Genomic DNA, 19,008 nt, shown 5'->3' with positions numbered 1-19,008 from the left:
GCACGATGACCTTTTCCAATGCCATGCGGCAGCGTCCCAACCGGCGCCCGAAGCTGATCCACCTGTGCGCGCTGGGAGTCGCGCTCATGGTGGCCAATGGCACGCTGTGGGCGGCCACGCCTGCCGCAGCGGCGCCGCAGCCTGCCGCCAGCGCCGCGCCGATCACCGCGCCGGCTTCGCTGTCGGTATCCAAGATCGATTTCAAGCGCAGTGAAGACGGCGCCGGGCGGTTGATCCTGCAGTTCGACGGCAAGGGCGCCAGCCCGGACCTGCGCACCCAGGGCAACAACGTGGTGATCGACGTCGGCAACGTGCGTCTGCCGGAAAACCTGCAGAAGTCGATCAACGTGACCGACTTCGCCACGCCGGTGCAGCGCATCGATCCCAAGCCTTACGGCGGCGGCACCCAGCTGGTGCTCAACACCAATACCGCGTTTGAATCGCTGGCCTACCAGACCGGCAACGAGTACGTGGTGGAGATCAGCCCGCGCAAGGCGGCTCCGGCTACCGGTGCGATCAACGCCACCGCAGTGACCCAGGCGGCCAGCGCGATTGCCCAGCGCGGCTACAGCGGCAAGCCGGTGACGTTCAACTTCCAGGACGTGCCGGTGCGCACCGTGCTGCAGTTGATCGCCGAAGAGTCCAACCTGAACATCGTGGCCTCCGACAGTGTCGAAGGCAACGTCACCCTGCGCCTGGTCAACGTGCCGTGGGACCAGGCGCTGGACATCGTGCTGCGTGCCAAGGGCCTGGACAAGCGCCGTGACGGCGGCGTGGTGTGGGTTGCGCCGCAGCCGGAACTGGCCAAGTTCGAGCAGGACAAGGAAGACGCGCGGATCGCGATCGAGAACCGCGAAGACCTGGTCACCGATTACATCCAGGTCAATTACCACAATGCGGCGCAGATATTCAAAGCGCTGACCGAAGCCAAGGGCATCGGCGGTGGCGGCGGTAGTGGTGGTGGCGGTAGCGGCAACAGCGCGCAGGAAGACAGCGGGTTCCTGTCCTCGCGTGGTCGCATCGTCGCCGACGAGCGCACCAATACGCTGATGATCAGCGACATCCCGAAGAAGCTGGCGCGCATGCGCGAGCTGATCAACGTGATCGACCGTCCGGTTGACCAGGTGCTGATCGAAAGCCGCATCGTCATCGCGACCGACACCTTCGCGCGTGAACTGGGTGCCAAGTTCGGCATCACCGGTAGTCGTGACAATGTGTTCTTTGGTGGTAGTACCGACGACACCCACAAGAACATCAACAACCAGGCCACGGTCAACAATGACTACGCCAAGGCGCTGGCTGAATGGGACGCTGGCGGTCGTACTGGTGCTATCCCGATTCGCGCCCCGTATACGATCAGCACGGACAGACTGAACTGGAACCTGCCGGTCGCTGCGGCCAGCAATCCGGGTTCGCTGGCGCTGTCGATCCTCAATGCGGGCTACCTGCTGGACGTCGAGCTGTCGGCGATGCAGCAGGAATCGCGCGGCGAAGTGATCTCCAATCCGCGCGTGGTGACCACCAACCAGCGTGAAGCGATCATCAAGCAGGGTAAGGAAATCGGCTATGTCACCATCACCGGTGGTGGTGCCGGTGGCGCTGCCACGCCCAACGTGCAGTTCAAGGAAGTGGTGCTGGAGCTGAAGGTCACCCCGACCATCACCAACGACAACCGCGTGTTCCTGAACATGGCCGTCAAGAAGGATGAAGTGGAAGGCTACATCCGCCTTGCGGGCTACGGCGAAGTGCCCACCATCAACCGTCGCGAAGTCAACACCGCGGTGCTGGTGGAAGATGGTCAGACCGTGGTGATCGGTGGCGTGTACGAGTTCACCGACCGCAACAGCGTCAACAAGGTGCCGTTCCTGGGCGACGTGCCGTTCCTGGGCAACCTGTTCAAGAAGCGCAGCCGCAACAAGGACAAGGCCGAACTGCTGGTCTTCGTCACCCCGAAGGTGCTGCGCGTGGCCAAGACCAACTGAGGTCGCGCCACCTGCTCCAACGAAAGGGCCGCCACGTGCGGCCCTTTCGCGTTCAGGCAATCTTGATGCCGATCCCCGGCGTGCCTGCCATCATGTGGATGGAACCTTCGCACGCCGCGCGGGTCACACGGACGCCATGAACCTGCCTCCCCCCATGCCAGACGCCTCGATCGATACCCCTGCTGCCGCCGAACTGGCCCACGACCGCCTGCACGACGGTTTCCGCGCCCTGCGCGATGCCCTGGCCGGCGAGATTGTCGGACAGGCGGCGCTGGTCGATCGGCTGCTGACCGCCTTGCTGGCCGACGGTCACCTGCTGGTCGAAGGTGCGCCCGGGCTGGCCAAGACCACCGCCATCCGCGCGCTGGCCGCACGCCTGGAGGCCGACTTCTCGCGCGTGCAGTTCACCCCGGACCTGTTGCCGGCCGATCTGACCGGCACCGAAATCTGGCGTCCCCAGGAAGGCCGCTTCGAATTCGTACCGGGGCCGATCTTCCACCCGATCCTGCTGGCCGATGAAATCAACCGGGCCCCGGCCAAGGTGCAATCGGCGCTGCTGGAGGCCATGGGCGAGCGCCAGGTCACCGTGGGTCGCCACACCTACGCGTTGCCGGCGCTGTTCCTGGTGATGGCCACGCAGAACCCGATCGAGCAGGAGGGCACCTTCCCGCTGCCCGAAGCACAGCTGGACCGCTTCCTGATGCATGTGCGCATCGGCTACCCCGACTCCGACGCCGAAGCGGAGATCCTGCGCCTGGCGCGCGAGCGTGCCCGCGATGCCCTGGGCACACCGCCACCGGCCCCGGCGCGGATGCCGCTGCAGGATGTGTTTGACGCACGCAAGGCGGTGCTGTCGCTGCACATGGCGCCGGCGTTGGAACGCTACCTGATCGAAATCGTGCTGGCCTCGCGCGACGCCGCCCGTTACGACCCCGCACTGGCCCGACGCATTGCATGGGGCGCCAGCCCGCGTGGCTCCATCGCACTGGAGCGCTGCGCACGTGCGCGAGCCTGGCTGGCCGGGCGCGACTTCGTGACGCCCGATGACGTGCGCAGCGTAGCGCCGGACGTGCTGCGCCACCGCGTGCTGCCCAGCTACGAAGCCACCGCCGAAGGCTGGGATGGCGACCGCCTGGTGGCCGAACTGCTGGCCCGCGTACCGGCACCCTGATCCAGATGGAATTCAACGCGGACAGCGCTGCAGGCGCGACCAACGGCGACGGCCTGCGCCCCAGCCTGGCCGAACTGGTCGCCTTGCGACGCAATGCGCACCGGTTGGCGCCGGCCCGGCGTGGCCGGCTTGGCCATGCCGGCAGCGCGCCCGCACCGATGCGGGGGCGCGGCATGGAGTACGCCGAGTCGCGCGAGTACGTGGCAGGCGACGACGCCCGCCACATCGACTGGCGCGTCACCGCCCGCACCGGGCGCGCGCATACCAAGCTGTTCCAGGCCGAGCGTGAGCGTCTGACTCTGCTGGTGGCCGATACCGACCCGGTGCTGTATTTCGGCACCCGGGCGCGCTTCAAGTCGGTGCAGGCCGCGCGCGTCGGCGCGATTGCCGCCTGGTTGGCGCAGCGCCAGGGCGATCGCCTGGGTGCACTGCGCGGCAGTGCGGTCGAAGCGCCGGTGCCGCCGGCCGGTGGCACCCGGGGCGTCCTGCGCGTGCTGGATGCCTTGACCCGCTGGTACGCACAACCGCCTTCCGACGATGCCGGCCTGGACCGTGCACTGGAGCATGCCGCCCGCCTGCTGCGGCCGGGCGCGCGCGTGGTGGTGCTGGCCGACCCCGGCCAGGCTTCCGCCATCAGCGTTGCACGCTGGACCGCCCTGGCGATGCACCACGAAGTGGTGGTGATGCTGCTGGTGGACCCGCTGGAACTGGCCCCGCCATCGGCACCGCTCGCGTTCCTGTCGCAGGGCCGCCGCGTGATGCTCGACCTGGACCGGGCCGCTGTCCGCGAGCACTGGCGCGAGCGCTTCGTGGCACCGTTGGAAACGCTGCAGAAGCAGCTGTCGTCGCGCCGCATCCAGGTGCACGTGGTGGCCACCGATGATGCCAGTGACTGCTGGTTGACCCCGATGCCCTCGGCGGTGGTGGCATGAGCGCGGCCAGCAGCCTGCCGCTGCGCGATGTGCACCTGCCGCCGTCGCCGCCGTGGTGGCCGCCGGCCCCGGGCTGGTGGCTGGTGCTGGCGGCGCTGCTGTGTGTCGTGGCGCTGCTGTGGTGGTGGCGTGCGCGTCGCCGTCGCCGCGAACAGCGCTGGATGCGCACGTTCGACGACGGCGTGGCGCAGGCCGCCACCCCGGTGGATGAAGTGGCCGCCATCGCCGCGCTGCTGCGCCGTGCCGCGCGTACCCATCAACCCGGCGCCGAGCTGCTGCAGGGTCAGGCCTGGCTCGAGTCCCTCGATGAGCCCGGCAGCCGCGCCTTCTCCGATGGCGATGGCCGACTACTGCTGGACGGCGGCTACCGCCCCCAGGTGGAGGCCGAGGCCGCCACGCGGCTGCGGGTACTGGCGCGCCGGCGCTTCCTGGGGTTGATGGCGGGGCGTCGCCGATGATCGCGATGCAGATACCCGAACACTGGGCCGCCTGGTTGCCCAGCTGGCTGGCGTGGTTGGACACGCTGGCGTGGCCATGGATGTTGGCCGCGCTGCCGTTGCCGGTGCTGATGCGCTGGTGGCCACAGCGCAGCGCCACCGCTGCCGCCCTGCGCGTGCCCTATGCGGCGGCGCAGTTGCAGGCGTTGGGCGAGGCAGCGGGCGGGCGTTCGCTGGGGCTGGGGCGGCTGGTGTTGTGGCTGGCCTGGGCCTGCCTGTGCGTGGCCGCCGCGCGCCCGCAGCAGCTGGGTGAGGCGGTGACGCCGCCGCAGCAGGGACGGCAGATGATGCTGGCCGTCGATGTGTCCGGCAGCATGAGCGAGGCCGACATGCTGCTCGGCCACCAGGTGGTGGACCGTTTGACGGCCGCCAAGGCGGTGCTGGCGGATTTCCTCGACCGGCGTGCCGGTGACCGCGTCGGTCTGCTGATCTTCGGCGAACGCGCCTACACGTTGACCCCGTTGACCGGCGACCTGGCCAGCGTGCGCCTGCAACTGGGGGACAGCGTGGTCGGCCTGGCCGGGCGTGAGACCGCCATCGGCGATGCGATCGCGCTGGCGGTGAAACGCCTGCGCGAACAACCGCAGGGGCAGCGCGTGCTGATCCTGCTCACCGACGGGGTAAGCAATGCCGGCGTGCTCGAGCCGCTGCGCGCGGCAGAACTGGCCAAGGCCGAAGGCGTGCGCGTGTACACCGTGGCCTTCGGCGGTGACGGCGGCTTCAGCCTGTTCGGGGTGCAGATCGCGCCGGGCGAAGACCCCGTTGACGAAGCCACCCTGCAGAAGATCGCCACGCTCACCGGCGGCCGCGCCTTCCGTGCGCGCAATACCGACGAGCTGGCCGGCATCTATGCCGAACTGCAGCGGCTGGAACCGGTGGCATCGGCCGGGCCGGCGGTGCGGCCGCGCATCGAACGGTATGCATGGCCGTTGGCGCTGTCGCTGCTGTTGGCCGGCCTGGCGTGGTTGCTGCCAAGGCGGTGGGCATGAACATCGACTGGAATGCCCTGCACCTGGTGCGTCCAAACGCACTATGGCTGCTGCTGGCGCTGCCGCTGATCGCCGCGTTCTGGTACTGGCGCCGCCGCCGCGGCAGCGCCTGGCACAGCGCGGTGGATGCGCACCTGCTGCGCCACCTGCTGGTGGCCGGTGGGCAGCGTGCGTGGGGCGGCTTGATGGTGTTGCTGCTGGGGTGGACGCTGGCCGTGGTTGCGTTGGCGGGTCCCAGCTGGCGGCAGGTGGCACAGCCCTTGTGGCAATCGCCGGCGCCGCTGGTGGTGGCGCTGGACCTGTCCTCGCGGGTGACGGCCACCGACCTGCCGCCCTCGCGGCTGCTGCAGGCGCGGGCCAAGCTGGCCGCGCTGCTGCGCGAGCGCAAAGGCGGGGAGGTTGCCCTGCTGGTGTACGCCGACGATGCGTACACCGTGGCGCCGCTGACGGCCGATACCGCCAATGTGGCGCTGTATCTGGATGCGCTCGGGCCGGACGTGATGCCGCGTGATGGCCAGCGCGCCGAGCGCGCACTGGACGCGGCCGTACTGCTGCTGCAACAGTCCGGCGCACGCAGCGGCGACATCCTGCTGCTCACCGATCGTGCCGACGCTGCCGCCAGCAGCGCGGCCACCGCGGCGCGCCGCCAGGGCGTAACGGTCTCGGTGCTTGGCGTGGGCACACCCACCGGCGCCGCCTACCGCAGTGGCGATGGGCAGATTGCCCAGGCGCGTTTGGAAGAAGCGTCCCTGCGCGCGGTGGCCAGTGCCGGGGGCGGCCAGTACGCGCGGATGGCCAGCGACGATGGCGACCTGCGCGCCTTGGGCGTGCTGACCCCCAAGACGAGCATGGACGATCGCCGCGACGGCAATGGCATGGCCTGGCGCGATGAAGGGTTCTGGTTGCTGCCGCCGTTGATGCTGCTGTCGTTGTGGGCGTTCCGCAGACGCGGCCTGGCCGTGGTGCTGGTGACCTGCCTGTCGGTGCCCCTGGCGTTGCCAACCCCCGCGCATGCTGCCGAAGGCACGTGGTGGACGCGTGCCGACCAGGTGGACCAACAGGCACTGGGCGCGGGTGTGGAGGCTTACCGGCGGGGCGATTTCAAGGCCGCGCAGGCGCAGTTCGACGGTATCGACAGCGACGTCGGCTGGTACAACCTGGGCAATGCGCTGGCGCGCCAGGGTCAGTACGACGCCGCGATCGAGGCGTATGACAAGGCGTTGCGCAAGACCCCGGGCATGCCCGATGCGGTCGCCAACCGCGCGGCGGTGGATGCCGCCCGCAAGCGCAAGCCGCCGTCGGCGCCGCCCAAAGACGGCCAGGGCAAGCAACCGCCCACCTCGCCACCGTCGCAGGGCCAGGGCCAACCGGGCAAGGACGCCGGCCAGCCTCCGAAGCAGCCCGGGCAGCAGAACGCTGGCCAGCCGCCAGGTACGCCCGCGCAGGGCAAGGACACGCAGGACGCCGGCAACCCGGATCCCAACCCCGCCGCGCAGGCCCAGGCCGATGCGGCCCAGCGCCAGCAGATGCAACAGGCGCTGCAGCGGCAGGGCAAGGACGGCAAGGACACCCCGGCGCAACGGCAGGCCGCGGAAACCCCGCAGCAGCGCGAGCAGCGCCAGGCCGTGGAAGCGTGGATGCGGCGGGTGCCGGATGATCCGGGTAGCCTGTTGCGCGCCAAGTTCCAACTCGAAAACGAACGCAGGAAACGGGAAGGACGATGAGCACCATTTCGACCACGCGACGCTGGATGCGCGGCTGCTGCTGGCTGCTGCTGGCGGCGAGCAGCTGGGCCCAGGCGCAGACCCGTGCCTGGCTGGACCGCGAGCAGATCAGCGACGGCGAAACGGTCACCCTCAACATCGAGAGCGATGCAGGCGGGGCACCGGACTACACGCCCCTGCGCGCTGATTTCGAGCTCAGCGCGCAGACCAGCAGCCGCCAGATGCAATGGGGCACGGGCGGTACCACCGCGCGCAATCTCTACGCGGTGGCCCTGTCGCCACGTCGCACGGGCACGCTGCAGATTCCCGCGTTGCAGGTGGGGGCCAACCGCACCGCACCGCTGCTGCTGCAGGTGGGCGCCAGTTCCGCTGCGCCGGCGGCCGTCCCCGGTAACGCGGCGGTCTTCATGGAAACCGAGGTCGACGACCTTACCCCCTACGTCCAGCAGAGCGTGGGCGTGGTGGTGCGTCTGTACTACGCCTCGCAGCTGGTGTCGGGCGAACTGCTGCTGGATACCCCAGCCGGTGCGTCGATGCAGCGGGTAGGTGAAGACCGCAGCCTGGTACGCGAGGTCAATGGCCGCCGCTACAACCTGGTGGAGCGGCGTTTCCTGCTGATTCCCGAACGCAGCGGCCCGCTGCAGCTGCCGGCCGCCCAGTTCAACGGACGTGCCGCCGGTGGCTTCTTCGATGACATGTTCGGTGGCGACGGACGGCTGCGCGCAACCGCGCCGACGCGCACGCTGCAGGTGCAGCCGCAACCGGCCAACGCGGCGCAGCCGTGGCTGCCGCTGCACGACCTGCGCCTGCGCTACACCGCCGCCCCCACCCAGGCGCGTGCCGGGGAGGCGGCCACGGTAGTGGTGGAAGCCGTGGCCCAGGGCGCCACCCGCGCGCAGTTCCCGGAACTGCCGGCGCTGGACGTCGGCCCCGACGCGCAGGTGTTCGCCGAACCGGCCCAGTTCGACGAGACCTTCAGCGGCAACACGCCCCAGCTCAAGCTGACCCGGCGCTACTCGATCGTGCCGCGCACGCCGGGCACCCTGCGCGTGCCCGGGCCGAGCATGCCCTGGTGGGACGTAAAGGCGGGCGAGGCGCGGACGGCCAGCTTGCCGGCGCTGACCCTGCAGGTCGCCGCAGCGGGGGCGGGCAGTGCCGCCGCCGCGGTGCCGGTGGACACGCAGTCGGCGCTGCCGGGCGAGGCGCCGCCGGCCTCCAACGCGCTGCCATTGGCCGACCCGCCGGCGTCGGCGCGTCCCTGGGGCTGGATCGCGGCCGCCACCGGGTTCGCGGTGCTCTGGCTGCTGACGCTGTGGTGGGGCTGGCGCCGGGTGCAGCGCCGGGATACGGCCACCGCCCCGCAGCCGGGCCCGCCCGTTTCGCCCGCGGTCGTGGTGTCGCGCGCGGAACTGCGGCGCGCGCTGGAAAGCCAAGGGCTGGATGAAATCATCGCGCTGCTGGCCAGCATGGGCGGGGTAGTGGGCCTGGAGGCCCTGCTGGCACGGCTGGCCGACCCGGTCCAGCGCGAGGCGCTGCTGGCGATGCAGCGGGTGCGCTGGTCCGGCCAGGGCGGCGACGTGGCGGCCGCACGCCAGGCGCTGCGCCGGGCCTTCCATGACGGACCGCACTGGCAGGTCGCCGCGGTGGCGGAAAACAATGGGCTGGCGCCTCTATATCCTTCGGGATCTTGATGCGCTGCCGGGCCTGACGGGCCGGCTTTGCTAAGCTCGTTCAATTCTTTACAGGAAAGCTGCTAGATGACTGAGGCCGCAACGACCCGCAAGAAACTGCCCTTGCACTGGAAAATGGGCATTGGCTTCGCGCTGGGCCTGGTGCTGGGCCTGATCGTGCACGCCGCCGGCCCGGGCGTGCCCGGCCTGACCGACGTCGCCAAGGGCGTGATGGCCTGGGTGACCACGCCGCTGTCGGGCCTGTTCCTCAACCTGATCTTCATGCTGATCGTGCCGCTGATCTTCTCGGCGCTGATCATGGGCGTGTCGGAGATGGGCGACATCCGCGCGCTCGGCCGGATCGGCTGGAAGACCCTGGCCTACACGGTGCTGCTGTCGGGCATCGCGGTGGGCATCGGGCTGGTGCTGGTCAACGTGCTCAAGCCCGGCGCCGGGGTGGACCCGCATGTGGCCGCGCAGATGCTCTCGGAGAACGCCGAGCGCAGCAAGGAAATCGTCGCCGGTATCCATGAAACCCCCAAGGGCATGGACATGCTGCTGTCGATCGTGCCCAGCAACGTGCTGCAGGCCGCATCGGACAATGGCGCGATCCTGTCGCTGATGTTCTTCGCGCTGATGTTCGGCATCGGTATGGTGCTCAGCGACGAGGAGAAGGTTGCCCCGCTGCGTCGCGCCGTGGAAGGCGTGTTCGAAGTGTCGATGACGCTGATCAACCTGGTCATCCGGCTGGCCCCGTACGCGGTGGCCTGCTTCATGTTCAACCTGGCCGCGCTGTTCGGCTTCGACCTGATCATCCGCCTGGGCGCCTACGTGGGCGTGGTGGTGCTGGCGCTGGGCCTGCACATGGTGGTGACCTACGGCACCGCCGTGTGGCTGTCCGGGCGTTCGCCGCTGTCGTTCTTCCGCGACACCCAGGAAGCGACGGTGATGGCCTTCTCCACCGCCTCCAGCAACGCCACCCTGCCGACCGCGCTGCGCGTGGCTGACCAGATGGGCCTGCCGCAGAAGGTGTCGCGCTTCGTGCTGACCGTGGGCGCCACCGCCAACCAGAACGGCACCGCGCTGTTCGAGGGCGTGACGGTGATCTTCCTGGCCCAGTTCTTCGGCGTGGACCTGAGCATCGGCCAGCAGATCATGGTGATGGCGGTCTGCATCCTGGGCGGCATCGGCACGGCCGGCGTGCCGTCCGGCTCGTTGCCGGTGGTGGCGATGATCTGCGCCATGGTCGGGGTCAACCCGCTGGGCATCGGCCTGATCCTGGGCGTGAACCACTTCCTGGACATGTGCCGTACCGCGCTGAACGTCACCGGCGACCTGGCCCTGACCACCCTGGTGGCCAAGGGCGAGACCGAGGACAGCCCGGTGCCGGAACAGGTCAAGCGCGACTGACCGCCCGGCGTGGCGCGGCCTGCCGCGCACCGCCCCCGAAAACGCCCCGCCCCGTGCGGGGCGTTTTTGTTCAGAAAGCCGACGCCCGGCCTGACCCCGCCGGAGGTCTGTGGGACAATTGGCTGCCCGCAGCTCCGCGGGAGCCTCCCGACTCTCAGAACCATGACGCAGCCTACCCGCCGCCAGTTGGCCAATGCCATCCGCTTCCTTGCCGCTGATGCGGTCGAAACCGCCAAGTCCGGGCATCCCGGCATGCCGATGGGCATGGCCGATATCGCCGAGGTCCTCTGGAACGACTATCTCCGTCACAACCCCAACAACCCCAAGTGGTTCAACCGCGACCGCTTCGTGCTGTCCAACGGCCACGGCTCGATGCTGCAGTACGCGCTGCTGCACCTGAGCGGCTACGACCTGCCGATCGAACAGCTCAAGCAGTTCCGTCAGCTCGGCAGCAAGACCGCCGGCCATCCGGAGCACCATGAAACCCCCGGCGTGGAAACCACCACCGGTCCGCTCGGCCAGGGCCTGGCCAACGCCGTGGGCTTTGCGCTGGCTGAAAAGCTGCTGGCCCAGCGCTACAACCGCCCCGAGTACGAGATCGTCGACCACCGCACCTGGGTGTTCCTGGGCGACGGCTGCCTGATGGAAGGCATTTCGCATGAAGCCGCCTCGCTGGCCGGTACTTGGGGCCTGGGCAAGCTGGTCTGCTTCTGGGACGACAACCACATCTCCATCGACGGCAACACCGATGGCTGGTTCACCGACAACACCCCCGAGCGTTTCGAAGCCTATGGCTGGAACGTGGTGCGCGGCGTCGATGGCCACGACCCGGACAGCATCAAGGCGGCCATCGACGGCGCGCTGGCGCAGTTCGACAAGCCCACCCTGATCTGCTGCCGCACCACGATCGGCTTCGGTTCGCCGGGCAAGGCCGGCAAGGAATCCAGCCACGGCGCGCCGCTGGGCAAGGACGAACTGGAGGCCACCCGCAAGCAGCTGGGCTGGAACTACGGTCCGTTCGAAATCCCCGAAGAGATCTACGCCGGCTGGCGTGCCGGCGGTACCGGCACCCTGCGCCAGGCCGAGTGGGAACAGCAGTTCGACAAGTACGCCGCGCATTTCCCGGCCGAAGCCGATGAACTGACCCGTCGCTCGCACGGCGAACTGCCGGCCGACTTCGTCGCCAAGGCCGATGCCTACATCGCCCAGGTGCAGGCCGACGGCCAGACCATCGCCTCGCGCAAGGCCTCGCAGCTGGCCATTGAAGCCTTCGCGCCGCTGCTGCCGGAACTGGTGGGCGGCTCGGCCGATCTGGCCCATTCCAACCTGACCCTGTGGAAGGCCAGCAAGTCGGTGGCCACCGACGACCCGAACGCCAACTACGTTTACTACGGCGTGCGCGAGTTCGGCATGACCGCCATCGCCAATGGCCTGGCCCTGCACGGCGGTTTCATTCCGTTCGACGCCACCTTCCTGGTGTTCAGCGATTACGCCCGCAACGGCGTGCGCATGAGCGCGTTGATCCCGGCGCACGCCATCCACGTGTACACCCACGACTCGATCGGCCTGGGCGAAGACGGCCCGACCCACCAGCCGGTGGAACACCTGGCCTCGCTGCGCTACATCCCCAACAACGATGTGTGGCGCCCGTGCGATGCGGTCGAGTCGGCGGTCAGCTGGAAGTCGGCGATCACCCGCACCGACGGCCCGAGCTGCCTGGTGTTCAGCCGTCAGAACCTGCCGCACCAGCCGCGCAGCACCGAGCAGGTCGCCCAGATCGCGCGCGGTGGCTACGTGCTGGCCGACGCCGAAGGCGGTGTGCCGGACGTGATCCTGATCGGTACCGGTTCGGAAGTGGGTCTGGCCGTGGCCGCCAAGGCCGAGCTGGATGCCGCCGGGATCAAGACCCGCGTGGTGTCCATGCCGTCCACCGACGTGTTCGAGCGCCAGGACGCGGCCTACCGCGAATCCGTGCTGCCCAACGCCGTGCGCAAGCGCGTGGCGGTGGAAGCGGGCGTTACCGGTTTCTGGCGCCAGTACGTGGGCCTGGACGGTGCGGTGATCGGTATCGACACCTTCGGTGCCTCGGCCCCGGCCGAAGCGCTGTACAAGCACTTTGGCATCACCACCGATGCGGTGGTCGCCGCTGCGAAGGCGCAGCTGGCCAACTAAGGGGCAGCCACTGACGTAGTGCGAACGGCGCTTCCCGAAACGGAAGCGCCGTTTTCGTTTGGGCGCGGAGGCGATGGATCTGCCGTTGCTGTTGCGGGTAGGGTCGGTTCCCAAACGACTGCCGACACGGGTGGGCGCTGCTGGGACGCATGACCTTCGAACGGAAACGCGCCGTCGTTTCAGGTCATGCGTTACCGGATGCTGCACCGCCGTCGGCAGTCGTTTGGGAACCGACTCTACCGGCGCGCGATGCGCGCCGCTTCATTTGGGCGCTGAAGCGATGGATCTGCCGTTGCTGTTGCGGGTAGGGTCGGTTCCCAAACGACTGCCGACACGGGTGGGCGCTGCTGGGACGCATGACCGTCGAACGGAAACGCGCCTTCGTTTCAGGTCATGCGTTACCGGATGTTGCACCGCCGTCGGCAGTCGTTTGGGAACCGACTCTACCGGCGCGCGATGCGCGCCGCTTCATTTGGGCGCTGAGGCGATGGATCTGCCGTTGCTGTTGCGGGTAGGGTCGGTTCCCAAACGACTGCCGACACGGGTGAGCGCTACTGGGACGCATGACCGTCGAACGGAAACGCGCCTTCGTTTCAGGTCATGCGTTACCGGATGCTGCACCGCCGTCGGCAGTCGTTTGGGAACCGACTCTACCGGCGCGCGATGCGCGGCGCTTTATTGCCGGGCCACGCGTTCATCATTACGCGGTGCGCGCCAACCCAAGGCGCACCAAGCGTGCTTCCACCTTTTCGCCAAACGTCTTCGGTGCATCCAGCCCCATCCGCTGCAGGTACACCGCGTCACCATCGCCGGCCGGCTGGCGCAGGGCGGCCAGCAGCGTGCGCAGCTTGCTGCCGCGGGTCTGGGTGTTCTGCTTCAGCCAGCCCAACGCCTTCACCAGGTGCTGTTCGACCTCGGTGAAGTCGCTGCCCAGCGGATAGTCCGGCAGCAGCCCCGACTGGCGGAACGGGGCCAGTGCGGCGCTCACCGCTGCGGCGGTGTTGCGCTGTTGCCAGTGCGCCGGTGCCACGAACGCGGCGTCCAGCTTTTTGGCGGCTATTGCGGTCTGCAGCAGCGCGGCCTGGAACGCCGCATCGGTGATCGCGGTCATGCCGGTCACACAGTCCTCGTCGGTGAGGTTGCGCAGGTCGGCGATGCCGTACTCGTTGATGTAGATGTCACGCAGGTGCCGCGGAATGGTGGTGTGCCCGTAGTTCCAGCGTACGTTCGACTGCACCTGGCCCTTGTCTTCGCGCACCGCGCGGAACATCAGCGCGCTGCGGGCTTCAGGCAACGCATGCGCCATTGCCACGAAGTTGTACTGCCCGCCCACGCCCGACACCACGCGCCCATCTTCCAGCGCATCGGAGGCGGCCGCGCCCAGCGCGGTGGCGATCATGCAGGAGTTGAAGAAGCGGGCGTGGCGGCGCTGCACGCGCTCCAGGGCCTCGTTGCCCCCGTACAGCTGGTTGATCTCACTGATCCGGCGCATGCCGATCGCGCCGCGCTCGTCGTCGGGCAAGTCGCGCAGCCACTGGTAGAACTCCGGCGAGCCCAGGTAGAACGCGCCATGCAGGTATTCGCCTTCGGCCTCCAGCGTGGCGTGGTCGATGGTCAGCGTGCTGCCGTTCTCGATGCGCTGCATCAGCCCCAGATCGTCATGCACCTTGCGCCGGATCACGCCGGTCTGCACCAGCCGCCGGAAGCCCTCGTTGAGCATCTCGCTGCAGCCATACAGGCCGATCTCGAACGGGTGCAGGCCACCGCATTCGAGCACGGTGGGGTGGGTGGCCAGGCTCGGATCCAACGCGTGCAGGATCTGCCGGTAGCGGGCATTGTCGGTATGCCGCAGCACCAGCGCATGGCTGATCGCATCGGCCAGTGTGCCAATGCCGATCTGCAGCGTGCCGCCGTCCCGGACCAGCGCGCTGGCATACAGCCCGATGGCGTAGTCGGCATCGCTGACCGGTTGCCGCGGCAGCCCGAACAGAGCGGGGTAAGGCGGCGGCGGGGTGATCACCAGGTCGAAGAAGCTCACATCCACCGTGGCCGAGCCGCCGAGGTAGGGCAGCTGCGGGTCGATCTCGGCGATCATCAGCGGTCGCGGCAGGCCACGCGCGGCCATCGCATCCAGGGTGTCCTGGGTGATGTCGTTATTGCACGACAGCGACAGCCGCCGATCGTCCGGCCGCATCGCTACCTTCTGCACGATCGCATGCGGCGCGCGCTGCGCCACCGCATCGGCGGCATGGGTGTAGTTGAGGCTGGTGTAGCTGCGCTGCGCCTGCGAGGAGCCGAGCAGGGCGCCGGACTGCATGTAGAACTCTTCCACCTGCACGTGCGCCGGCAGGCGGTCGCGGACCATCGCGTCGGCATAGGCCAGGCGCGGGAAGTCGTCGCCGAAATGGCGTTGCGCGAACGGCGCCATGAAGCGCGCTTCCAATCCACCCGCGGCGGGCTTGGGCGGGTTCAACGACAGCGCGGTGTAGATCTGCAGCGGCCGTGCGGGATCGTTTTCCACGCGCGCGTACAGCGCATTGAGCAGCCGATGCGGTTTGCCCAGGGCCAGCGGCGCGCCGATGCGCAGCGGGCCGTCCACCCGCTGCAGCAACCAGTCGGTGGCCGCGTCGAGGTCGGTAAGGTGATCGGTCATCCAGCGCCATCCTGCAGAGTCATGCGGGCCATTACAGCATTTCCGGTTTGAACAGACCGCGACGCGACACTTCGGCGCCGGACAGCATGAACTGCCCATCGCCCCGGTAGTGCAGGGTTCGGGGCCGTTTCGGCACCTTCGCCACGTGCGCCTTGACCACTTCCCAGATGAAAAGGCCGTGCCGCTTCACCTGGCTGGCATCGTGCAGCCGGCACTCGAAGCTGGCCGGGCACTGCGCCAGCAGCGGGGCGTCCACGTCGTGGGCGGGGGTGGTGTCCAGCCCGAAGCGTTCGAACTTGTCCACCTCGGCGCCGCTGCAGTTGCCAATGCCCACCACGGTGTCGAGCAGGTCGGCGGTGGGCAGGTTGATCACGCACTGGCGGCTGCGCCGGATCAGCTCGAAGCTGTGGTTTCCGCTGGAAATCATCGTCCCCAGCAGCGAAGGCGTGAACGCCAGCACCGTGTGCCAGCCCAGCGTCATCACGTTGCGCTGGCCCTTCCACGCCGAACTGACCAGCACCACCGGGCCGGGTTCCAGCAAGCGACGGACCTCGTCCACCGGGTAGTCCAGCTTTCGGTAGCGTTTCATCGCAGGCTCCGCAGGCAATGCGCCGATCCTCGCAGCGGGCGCATGAACCGACCGTCGAAGGGGTTGACACGCGATTCGATTACGGGCGTAATCGGTTCGTCGATTACGGATGTAAATGATGAGCCAGATCAGCGAAGCCGAAGCGGTGGTGATGGACGTGTTGTGGCGCAGCCACCCGCTGGGCGCCGACGACGTGGTGGCCGCCCTGGCGGAGCGTGACTGGGCCGAGCCCACCATCAAGACCCTGCTCAACCGGCTGTTGACCAAGGGCGCGATCAGCGCCAGCCGCGATGGGCGTCGCTACCTCTACTCGCCGGTGCTGCAGCGCCAGGCCTGGGTGGCCGAGCAGAGCAGCGGCATGCTGGACAAGCTGTTCGACGGGCGGGTGGCACCGCTGGTGGCGCATTTCAGCCAGCGCGGAGCACTGAGCCCGCAGGATATCGCCGAACTCAAGGCGCTGATCGAGGGGCTGGACCATGGCTGAGTCGCTCAACGCACTCCTGCAGGCCAGCGTGTGGCTGGCAATCACGGTGGTGCTGCTGGCCGCGCTGCGACCGCTGTTGCTGGCCTTGGGTGGGGCGGCGCTGGTGTATCGCAGTTGGTGGTGCGTGCCAGTACTGCTGGTGGCGCTGCACCTGCCGTTGCCGATGGGACCGATGGTCGATGCATTGCCGGTGCTGGCCGCCGCCGTCGCCTGGACCGCGCCGGTCGTGGTGCCCGCCGCACCCGCGTGGCCGTGGTTGCTGCTGCTGGCGTGGGCACTGGGGGCACTGGGCATGGGCGGTGCAAGCTGGCGCGCGCAACGCCGCTTCGAGCGGGCCATGGGCACGTTGCGGCCGCGCGCCGACGGCACCTGGCAGGCCAGCGCCGACCCCGGCCTGCCGGCGTTGGTGGGGCTGTGGGCACCGCGCATCGTGGTGGGCCCGGCCTTCGAGGCAGATTTCAGCCCGGCCGAACAGGATCTGATTCTGCAGCACGAACGCAGCCATCGCCGCCATGGCGATCCCTGGGCCAATGCCGTATTGGCCCTGCTGCGCTGCGTGTTCTGGTTCCATCCGTTGCTGCCGTGGGCGGCGCGTCGGTTCCTGCGTGACCAGGAGCTGGCCTGCGACGCACGCACGGTCGACCCGCATCCGGCCCTGCGCCGGCTCTACGCCAACGCGCTGCTCAAGGCGCAGTTGGTTCACCCGGTTGCACCGATGGCCTGCCATTGGCGCAGCCAACCGATGTTGAAGGAGCGAATTGCCATGTTGAAGGAACACAAGCGGAAAGCACTGCCGTGGATGACCGGGCAGGTGCTGGTGATGGGGCTGTGCGTGGGTATGGGAACGGTGGCGTGGGCCAGCCAGGGCGGCGCAGGCGCGGGGCCGTCGACCAGTACCGGCCCGGCCGCGCAGGCCAACGCCGCCGCAGGTAACGTGGATGCCCAGGCGCGCACCACGACGCCACCGACGTATCCCAAAGCGGCCTTCGACCAGGGCATCTCCGGCAAGGTGGTGCTGCGCGTGGAGGTGGACGCCAGCGGCAAGGCGAGCAACGTCCGCGTACTCAGTTCGACCCCGGCCGGCGTGTTCGACGCGGCCTCGGTGGCGGCGGCGAAAGAATGGACCTTCGAGCCGGCGCGCCGGAATGGAACCGCCGTTGCCTCGGCGTTGAAGATTCCGATGACGTTCGAGATGAATGAGAAGGCCCCGACGCAGTGAAGCAGGGACTGCGGGCGATGACGCTCACACTGCTGGTGAGCGGCTGTGCCGCTCATCAGCCGCTGACCACGACAGACACGGTGGACACCCGCACGGAGAACGTGAACCTGCAGCGCCTGCGGAGTGATGGCGACGGTGGCGCGGGCGCGGTGCAGCCGTATCAGCTGCAGTCCAGCCAGGGGTACCGGATGCCGCAGCTGTACGCCGCCCCCGACCCGGTGTTGGGCGACCGCGATCCCCGCCGCGAGCTGGCGCCTACGATGGTCTGCCTGCAGGTGGTGGTGGATGCCGACGGCCGGGTGGAGCGCAGCCTGGCGCTGCTTGACCGGGCCGAATGCAAGGCCGGCGGCATGCCCGAGAACGTACCGCTGGTGGAAGCGGCACAGGCCGCGGTGGCGCAGTGGCGTTACTCGCCTGCGGCGGTGTGCCACTACCCGGCCGGTCACGTGCCGGGGGACCGCAGTGACTGCACCGGCGCCGAACGCGTCGAACCGGTGCCGGTGAGCCTGCTGTACGCCTTCACCTTCGAGATTGTGAAAGGCAAACAGACCGTGCATCGCCAGGGGCGGTAGAGCCACCCCATGGGTGGCTGCGCGGCGGCAGAGGAAGGCAGCGGGGCAGAGCCCCGCTCTACGTGACCGTTGAGGCAGCGGGGCAGAGCCCCGCTCTACGTGACCGGTGAGGCAGCGGGGCAGAGCCCCGCTCTACGTTGGTGGGCCGCCCTGGATGTTGGCCTTCACCGAGGGGTGCATCAGCGCGGGCTCGGCCAGCGTTGCATCGCGTGCCTGTCGGGTGGCGACGAAGTCGGCTTCGCTGACCCCATCGCGCAGGTGGATGTTGCGCGCGCGCTGTTCGCCGATGGTGGTCTGGTTGGCTACCTCGCGCCCACCGGGGCCGTAGTCGTGGCAGATGAACACGCGGGTGCCGTCGGGAAGCGCCAGCAGGCGCTGGATCGACTGGTACAGCTGCGCCGCATCGCCGCCGGGGAAATCGCAGCGGGCGGTGCCGCCATCGGGCATGAACAGCGAGTCCCCGGTGAACAGCGCATCGCCGATGCGGTAGGCCACGCTGTCGCTGGTGTGGCCGGGCACCGCGATCACCTCGGCATCGATGCCGCCCAGTGCGAAATGCTCGCCATCGGCGAACAGGTGGTCGAACTGCGAACCGTCGGTCGGCACTTCCAGCGCATACCGCGGCGCGAAGGTCTTCTGCACCTGCACGATCCCGTCGCCCATCGCCAGCGTGGCCTGTGGCCAGTGCTGCTTGAGCCAGCGGCCGGCACTGACGTGGTCGGCATGGGCGTGGGTTTCCAGCAGCCAGTGCACCTGCAGCGCGTTGTTCTGCACATGTGCCAGCAGCGGCTGCAGCGGCCCGGCACCGAGCGCGTCGGTGTCCGGGTCGTAGTCCAGCACCGGGTCGATCACCGCAGCCTGCAACGTTGCCGGATCATGCACCACGTAGCTGAAGGTATGGCTGTCGGGGTGGAAGAAACTGGCGACGTGCAGTGACATGGGGG

The 19,008-nt window shown here is 68.7% G+C and carries 15 protein-coding genes; 12 read left to right on the top strand and 3 right to left on the bottom strand.

The annotated features are described in order from the left end of the window. The first annotated feature begins 5 nt into the window (after positions 1-5). From ACZ0AE_RS15865 to tkt, 9 genes are all read left to right on the top strand, one after another. Positions 6-1,982 carry a type IV pilus secretin PilQ gene (locus ACZ0AE_RS15865; RefSeq protein ID WP_463601578.1) on the top strand — a complete coding sequence of 659 codons (1,977 nt, stop codon included), beginning with the start codon at positions 6-8 and terminating at the stop codon, positions 1,980-1,982. Positions 1,983-2,118: 136 nt separating this feature from the next. Next, positions 2,119-3,153, top strand: a complete 1,035-nt coding sequence (locus tag ACZ0AE_RS15860) for an AAA family ATPase (protein WP_038686533.1) — start codon at positions 2,119-2,121, stop codon at positions 3,151-3,153. Positions 3,154-3,158: 5 nt separating this feature from the next. Next, the gene (locus tag ACZ0AE_RS15855) at positions 3,159-4,085 is read left to right on the top strand and encodes a DUF58 domain-containing protein (RefSeq protein WP_463601577.1); all 927 of its coding nucleotides are present in this window, start codon (positions 3,159-3,161) and stop codon (positions 4,083-4,085) included. Beyond that, the gene (locus tag ACZ0AE_RS15850; RefSeq protein ID WP_463601576.1) at positions 4,082-4,543 is read left to right on the top strand and encodes a DUF4381 family protein; all 462 of its coding nucleotides are present in this window, start codon (positions 4,082-4,084) and stop codon (positions 4,541-4,543) included. Before ACZ0AE_RS15855 ends, ACZ0AE_RS15850 begins: the two co-directional genes overlap by 4 nt. 5 nt (positions 4,544-4,548) lie before the next feature. Further along, complete coding sequence (locus tag ACZ0AE_RS15845; protein ID WP_463601575.1) at positions 4,549-5,571, top strand: vWA domain-containing protein; 1,023 nt, start codon at positions 4,549-4,551, stop codon at positions 5,569-5,571. Beyond that, entirely contained in the window at positions 5,568-7,295 is a 1,728-nt protein-coding gene (locus ACZ0AE_RS15840) for a VWA domain-containing protein (RefSeq protein ID WP_463601574.1), read from the top strand. The genes ACZ0AE_RS15845 and ACZ0AE_RS15840 overlap by 4 nt, the downstream gene beginning before the upstream one ends. After that, positions 7,292-8,986 carry a BatD family protein gene (locus tag ACZ0AE_RS15835; RefSeq protein WP_463601573.1) on the top strand — a complete coding sequence of 565 codons (1,695 nt, stop codon included), beginning with the start codon at positions 7,292-7,294 and terminating at the stop codon, positions 8,984-8,986. The genes ACZ0AE_RS15840 and ACZ0AE_RS15835 overlap by 4 nt, the downstream gene beginning before the upstream one ends. A gap of 66 nt (positions 8,987-9,052) precedes the next feature. Continuing rightward, positions 9,053-10,375, top strand: coding sequence for a dicarboxylate/amino acid:cation symporter (locus ACZ0AE_RS15830; protein WP_447595434.1), 1,323 nt, complete (start codon positions 9,053-9,055; stop codon positions 10,373-10,375). A 162-nt stretch (positions 10,376-10,537) separates the two neighbouring features. Beyond that, positions 10,538-12,547 (top strand): transketolase, encoded by a 2,010-nt coding sequence (tkt, locus tag ACZ0AE_RS15825; RefSeq protein ID WP_463601572.1) that lies wholly within the window; start codon positions 10,538-10,540, stop codon positions 12,545-12,547. A gap of 700 nt (positions 12,548-13,247) precedes the next feature. Here tkt and ACZ0AE_RS15820 read toward each other — a convergent pair. Together ACZ0AE_RS15820 and ACZ0AE_RS15815 are read right to left on the bottom strand one after the other, a co-directional pair. Continuing rightward, positions 13,248-15,200, bottom strand: coding sequence for an acetyl-CoA hydrolase/transferase C-terminal domain-containing protein (locus ACZ0AE_RS15820; RefSeq protein WP_463601571.1), 1,953 nt, complete (start codon positions 15,198-15,200; stop codon positions 13,248-13,250). Positions 15,201-15,231: 31 nt separating this feature from the next. Further along, positions 15,232-15,789, bottom strand: coding sequence for a flavin reductase family protein (locus ACZ0AE_RS15815; RefSeq protein ID WP_463601570.1), 558 nt, complete (start codon positions 15,787-15,789; stop codon positions 15,232-15,234). A 118-nt stretch (positions 15,790-15,907) separates the two neighbouring features. Between ACZ0AE_RS15815 and ACZ0AE_RS15810 the strand changes: the two genes are divergently transcribed. From ACZ0AE_RS15810 to ACZ0AE_RS15800, 3 genes are read left to right on the top strand one after another with little or no spacing between them, the layout of a single operon-like run. After that, positions 15,908-16,273, top strand: coding sequence for a BlaI/MecI/CopY family transcriptional regulator (locus ACZ0AE_RS15810; RefSeq protein WP_141057423.1), 366 nt, complete (start codon positions 15,908-15,910; stop codon positions 16,271-16,273). Next, a complete protein-coding gene (locus ACZ0AE_RS15805) occupies positions 16,266-17,492 on the top strand; it encodes a M56 family metallopeptidase (RefSeq protein WP_463601569.1) in 1,227 nt (408 codons plus the stop codon). The genes ACZ0AE_RS15810 and ACZ0AE_RS15805 overlap by 8 nt, the downstream gene beginning before the upstream one ends. A gap of 17 nt (positions 17,493-17,509) precedes the next feature. After that, positions 17,510-18,064: a hypothetical protein gene (locus tag ACZ0AE_RS15800; protein WP_463601568.1), complete on the top strand. Its 555-nt coding sequence runs from the start codon at positions 17,510-17,512 to the stop codon at positions 18,062-18,064. 132 nt (positions 18,065-18,196) lie between these two features. On the opposite strand, the gene ACZ0AE_RS15795 is transcribed toward ACZ0AE_RS15800, so the two are convergent. After that, entirely contained in the window at positions 18,197-19,003 is an 807-nt protein-coding gene (locus ACZ0AE_RS15795; RefSeq protein WP_463601567.1) for an MBL fold metallo-hydrolase, read from the bottom strand. Positions 19,004-19,008 lie beyond the last annotated feature (5 nt).

The sequence above is a fragment of the Stenotrophomonas sp. AC248 genome (assembly GCF_979258185.1).
This window is presented reverse-complemented; position numbering and strand designations above follow the sequence as displayed.

What these genes read in the sequence shown, in the direction of transcription:
- ACZ0AE_RS15865 (WP_463601578.1), top strand. Translation starts at nt 6, where the DNA reads ATGACCTTTTCCAATGCCATGCGGCAGCGTCCCAACCGGCGCCCGAAG.
- ACZ0AE_RS15860 (WP_038686533.1), top strand. Translation starts at nt 2,119, where the DNA reads ATGAACCTGCCTCCCCCCATGCCAGACGCCTCGATCGATACCCCTGCT.
- ACZ0AE_RS15855 (WP_463601577.1), top strand. Translation starts at nt 3,159, where the DNA reads ATGGAATTCAACGCGGACAGCGCTGCAGGCGCGACCAACGGCGACGGC.
- ACZ0AE_RS15850 (WP_463601576.1), top strand. Translation starts at nt 4,082, where the DNA reads ATGAGCGCGGCCAGCAGCCTGCCGCTGCGCGATGTGCACCTGCCGCCG.
- ACZ0AE_RS15845 (WP_463601575.1), top strand. Translation starts at nt 4,549, where the DNA reads ATGCAGATACCCGAACACTGGGCCGCCTGGTTGCCCAGCTGGCTGGCG.
- ACZ0AE_RS15840 (WP_463601574.1), top strand. Translation starts at nt 5,568, where the DNA reads ATGAACATCGACTGGAATGCCCTGCACCTGGTGCGTCCAAACGCACTA.
- ACZ0AE_RS15835 (WP_463601573.1), top strand. Translation starts at nt 7,292, where the DNA reads ATGAGCACCATTTCGACCACGCGACGCTGGATGCGCGGCTGCTGCTGG.
- ACZ0AE_RS15830 (WP_447595434.1), top strand. Translation starts at nt 9,053, where the DNA reads ATGACTGAGGCCGCAACGACCCGCAAGAAACTGCCCTTGCACTGGAAA.
- tkt (WP_463601572.1), top strand. Translation starts at nt 10,538, where the DNA reads ATGACGCAGCCTACCCGCCGCCAGTTGGCCAATGCCATCCGCTTCCTT.
- ACZ0AE_RS15820 (WP_463601571.1), bottom strand. Translation starts at nt 15,200, where the DNA reads ATGACCGATCACCTTACCGACCTCGACGCGGCCACCGACTGGTTGCTG.
- ACZ0AE_RS15815 (WP_463601570.1), bottom strand. Translation starts at nt 15,789, where the DNA reads ATGAAACGCTACCGAAAGCTGGACTACCCGGTGGACGAGGTCCGTCGC.
- ACZ0AE_RS15810 (WP_141057423.1), top strand. Translation starts at nt 15,908, where the DNA reads ATGAGCCAGATCAGCGAAGCCGAAGCGGTGGTGATGGACGTGTTGTGG.
- ACZ0AE_RS15805 (WP_463601569.1), top strand. Translation starts at nt 16,266, where the DNA reads ATGGCTGAGTCGCTCAACGCACTCCTGCAGGCCAGCGTGTGGCTGGCA.
- ACZ0AE_RS15800 (WP_463601568.1), top strand. Translation starts at nt 17,510, where the DNA reads ATGACGCTCACACTGCTGGTGAGCGGCTGTGCCGCTCATCAGCCGCTG.
- ACZ0AE_RS15795 (WP_463601567.1), bottom strand. Translation starts at nt 19,003, where the DNA reads ATGTCACTGCACGTCGCCAGTTTCTTCCACCCCGACAGCCATACCTTC.